Here is a 4131-nt window from a genome sequence, read left to right as displayed (position 1 = left end):
GTTCTCAGCGGCTTCCTCGCGAGGACAGCGATTTCGCTGTGTATGGACATACATGAGAAATCGATCCCGCAGCGAGGAAGCCGCTGAGGTTCCGCAACCTGACCCACTGCTCAAGCCAAGATCAAAGACGAGCGTCCTCCGCCGCCCGGCACGTGAGCACGGACATGCTCCCGGACCGCGCGGCGCCTCGGTGTGCCACCATTCTGGACGTGCGAAATCCGGCCGGAGCGAGGAGGACGAAGTCGATGTGCGGTGGTCAGCGCCATAGCGGGTTCCGCCCGCAGCGTGCAGCGGGTGGAACGCCCCGCCGCCCCGCCTGAACCGGGGCCGTCCCGTCCACTGAACTCGGCAAAGGAACCACCATGCTTCGGGTCGCCGTGCCCAACAAGGGATCGCTGAGCGCTCCCGCCATCCAGCTGCTCTCGGACGCCGGCTACCGCGTGCACCGCGAGCACAAGGCCCTGTTCGCCATCGACACGGCCAACGACGTGCAGTTCGTCTTCCTCCGGCCCACCGACATCGCCCGCACCGTCGGCAGCGGCGTGCTCGACGTCGGCATCACCGGCCAGGACCTGCTGCAGGCCGCGGGCACCGACGTGAGCACGCAGGAACTGCTGCCGCTGGACTTCGGGGTGTCGCGGTTCTACTTCGCCGCCCCCACCGGGCGCGTCGGCGCGCTCACCGAGCTCGACGGCAAGCGCATCGCCACCTCGTTCGCGCCGCTGGTGACGGCCGCGGCGGTCGACCTGGGCATCGAGGTGGACGTCATCGAGCTCGACGGGGCGGTGGAGACCGCCGTCGAGCTCGGGCTCGCCGACGCCATCGCCGACGTCGTGGAGACCGGGGCGTCGCTGCGCGAAGCCGGGCTGCAGACCATCGGGGAGCCGATCCTGCGCTCCGAGGCGGTGCTGGTGCGCGGCGCCCGCGAGCTGCCGGAGGACAGCGAGCAGGCGGTGGAGGTGCTGATCCAGCGGCTGCGTGGCGTCCTGATCGCCCGGCAGTACGTGATGATGGACTACAACTGCCCCACCGCGTCCCTCGAGGACGTCCGCAAGATCACGCCCGGCATGGAGGCACCGACGGTGTCCCCGCTCGACGAGAAGGGCTGGGTGGCGGTTCGCGTGATGGTGCCGCGCCACCAAGCCCAGTCGATCATGGATCGGCTGTGGGCGGAGGGCGCGCGCGCCATCCTCGTCACCCCGCTGGAAGCCTGCCGGCTGTAGGACGACCGGCTGCACCTCCCGCACCCGGTCCCGCCGGGCGCGGGAGGCGCCCTACATCGCGTAGCCCTGCTGGCGCCACGCCTCGTAGACGGCGACGGCCGCGGAGTTCGCGAGGTTCATCGACCGGATGCCCGGCAGCATCGGAATCCGGACCTGGTCGGTGATGTGCTCCGAGGCGAGCACCTCCGCGGGCAGGCCGGTGGCCTCCGGGCCGAACAGCAGCGCGTCACCGGGCCGGTAGGAGATCTGCTCCAGCGAGGTCGTGGCGCCGGTGGTGAAGGCGAACACGCGCGGCGGCGCCACCTCGCGCAGCATCGAGTCCCAGTCCTCGTGCACCCGCAGCGCGGCGCGGTCGTGGTAGTCCAGGCCCGCTCGGCGCAGCCGCGCGTCCTCCACGCTGAACCCCAGCGGCCGCACCAGGTGCAGCACGCACCCGGAACCGGCGGCCATCCGGATCGCGTTGCCCGTGTTGCCGGGGATCTCGGGGTGGTAGAAGACGACGTCGAACACGCGGGGTCCTTTCACGAATGCTGCCCGACGCATCGTAGTGACCGGCTCGCTCGGCGCGGACCGGGTGCGCGGTGCGGTCGGCGGGCTCTGGTAGAGAAGTGGGCATGGCGGCGGGCGGGTCCAAGACGACGAAGAACACGGAGCGCACGGCCGCTCCGTCGCTGCCGGTCGCCAGCGTCCTGGTGGAGGTGTCGTTGCCCGCGCACCTGGACCGGGCCTTCGACTACCTGATCCCGGACCGGTTGCACGACGCGGCGGTCGCGGGCTGCCGGGTGCGGGTGCGGTTCCGCGGCAAGCTCGTCGACGGATATCTGCTGGAGCGCAAGGAGAACTCGGACTTCGCCGGGACCCTGCAGTGGGTGGACCGGGTGATCTCCTCGGAGGTGGTGCTGCCGCCGCGGCTGCTGGAGCTGTGCCGTTCGGTGGCCGCGCGCTACGGCGGCATGCTCGCCGACGTGGTGCGGCTGGCCGTGCCGCCGCGGCACGCCCGCGCGGAGAAGCAGACCGCCGAGCCCGCGCCGGCGCCGGCGAAACCGGAAGCCGAGGCGTGGTCGCGCTACCAGCACGGCGCGGCGCTGCTGGAGGCGGTGCACGCGGGCAAACCGGCCCGCGCGGTGTGGCAGGCGCTGCCGGGGGAGCAGTGGACCGAACGCCTCGCGGAGGCCGCCGCGACCGCCGCCGCGGCGGGCCGGGGCGCGCTGATCGTAGTGCCCGACCACCGGGACGTGACGCGGTTGCAGGCCGCGTGCGCGCGGTTGCTGGGTGACGACGGGGTCGTGGCGCTCACGTCGGAACTCGGGCCGGGTGAGCGCTACAAGCGGTGGCTGGCGGTGCTGCGCGGCACGGCGCGGGTGGTGCTGGGGACCAGGGCCGCGATGTTCGCCCCGGTGCACGACCTCGGGCTCGCGGTGGTGTGGGACGACGGCGACTCCATGCACAGCTACCCGCAGATGCCCTACCCGCACGCGCGCGACGTGCTCACCCACCGCGCGCACTCCGCCGGTGCCGCGCTGCTCGTGGCCGGGTTCGCGCGCACCGCGGAGGCGGCGCTGCTGGTCGAGACCGGGTGGGCGCAGCAGGTCGTGGCGCTGCGCGATCAGGTCCGGGCCGCCGCGCCGCACGTGGTCGCGATCGGTGCCGACGACACCCAGCTGGCCCGCGACCCGGCGGCCCGCGCGGCTCGGCTGCCGTCGGTGGCGTTCGAGGCGGCCCGCGCGGCGCTGAGCAAGGACGCCCCGGTGCTGGTGCAGGTCCCGCGCCGGGGTTACGTGCCCGCGCTGGCCTGCGGGGATTGCCGGGAGCAGGCTCGTTGCCGCCGGTGCGCGGGACCGCTGGGGCTGCCCGGCGGCACCGAGGACGGCGCCCCGAAGCCCGCCGCGTGCCGGTGGTGCGGGGCGGCGGAGGCCGCGTTCCGCTGCGGTTCCTGCGGGTCGCGGCGGCTGCGGGCGATCGCGATCGGCGCGGGGCGCACCGCGGAGGAGCTGGGCCGGGCGTTCAGCAACGTCACGGTGCGCACCTCCGGCGGCAAGGAGATCTTGTCGAGCGTCCCGGCGAAACCGGCGCTGATCGTGTGCACGCCCGGCGCGGAACCCGTCGTCGAAGGCGGCTACGGCGCGGCGCTGCTGCTGGACGGGCGCACCCTGCTGTCGCGGCCGGAGCTGCGGGCCACCGAGGAGACGTTGCGGTTGTGGCTGGCGGCGGCGGCGATGGTGCGGCCCGCGCGGGACGGCGGGCGGGTCGTGGTGATGGCCGATTCCACGTTGCAGCCGGTGCAGGCGCTGGTGCGCTGGGACCCGGCGTGGCACGCCCAGATCGAACTGGCCGGGCGCGCGGAGCTGGGCTTCCCGCCCGCGATGCGGGTAGCGGCGGTCGACGGCTCGCCGGACGCGGTGAACGACCTGCTGGACTGCCTGGAATTGCCGAGCACCGGCGAGATCCTGGGCCCGGTCCCGCTCGGCGAGGTCGACGAGGACGGCAATTCCGAGCAGGAACGCGCCCTGGTCCGCGTCTCCCGAGCCGAAGGCCGCGAGCTCGCGGCAGCGATGCACGCGGCCCAGGCGATCCGAGCCTCCCGCCGCCCGAAGGAAACCATCAAGATCAGAGTCGACCCACTGGAACTCCTCTAACCCCTCACCACGGCGACCGCAGCTATCCGCTGGGCAGCCCCCAGCGGCTTCCCCACCACGGAACCCCGTTCCCAGCCATGCCCGAAGGCACCCTCGCGGCCGAGGTCGTGCAGTGGGCGGCGAAGCCACGCCTGCCTTGCGGCGTAGCCGTGCCTGTATGTGCGAAGCACATAGCCCACGTCGAAAAGCCGACCACCGGCGGGTTCTCAGCTGTCTTCTCGCGAGGACAGCTTTTTCCCTCGTGGCGGAGCCACTTGGGAAAAAGATCCCGC

The 4131-nt window shown here is 73.0% G+C and carries 3 protein-coding genes; 2 read left to right on the top strand and 1 reads right to left on the bottom strand.

The features are described 5' to 3' along the window. The first annotated feature begins 362 nt into the window (after window positions 1-362). Window positions 363-1223 (top strand): ATP phosphoribosyltransferase, encoded by an 861-nt coding sequence (hisG, locus tag ACWD38_RS30100; protein WP_184478183.1) that lies wholly within the window; start codon window positions 363-365, stop codon window positions 1221-1223. Between the two features lie 51 nt (window positions 1224-1274). Here the strand turns inward: hisG and ACWD38_RS30095 are convergent, their stop codons facing one another. Continuing rightward, window positions 1275-1733: a TrmH family RNA methyltransferase gene (locus ACWD38_RS30095; RefSeq protein WP_184478184.1), complete on the bottom strand. Its 459-nt coding sequence runs from the start codon at window positions 1731-1733 to the stop codon at window positions 1275-1277. 104 nt (window positions 1734-1837) lie between these two features. On the opposite strand from ACWD38_RS30095, the gene ACWD38_RS30090 reads away from it, so the two are divergent. After that, entirely contained in the window at window positions 1838-3859 is a 2022-nt protein-coding gene (locus tag ACWD38_RS30090; protein ID WP_184478185.1) for a primosomal protein N', read from the top strand. The last annotated feature ends 272 nt before the right edge of the window (window positions 3860-4131 follow it).

The organism is Saccharopolyspora sp. NPDC002578, from assembly GCF_053592695.1.
This window is presented reverse-complemented; position numbering and strand designations above follow the sequence as displayed.

Excerpts from the sequence above, each read along its gene's own strand:
- hisG (WP_184478183.1), top strand. The coding sequence starts at position 363 with ATGCTTCGGGTCGCCGTGCCCAACAAGGGATCGCTGAGCGCTCCCGCC.
- ACWD38_RS30090 (WP_184478185.1), top strand. The coding sequence starts at position 1,838 with ATGGCGGCGGGCGGGTCCAAGACGACGAAGAACACGGAGCGCACGGCC.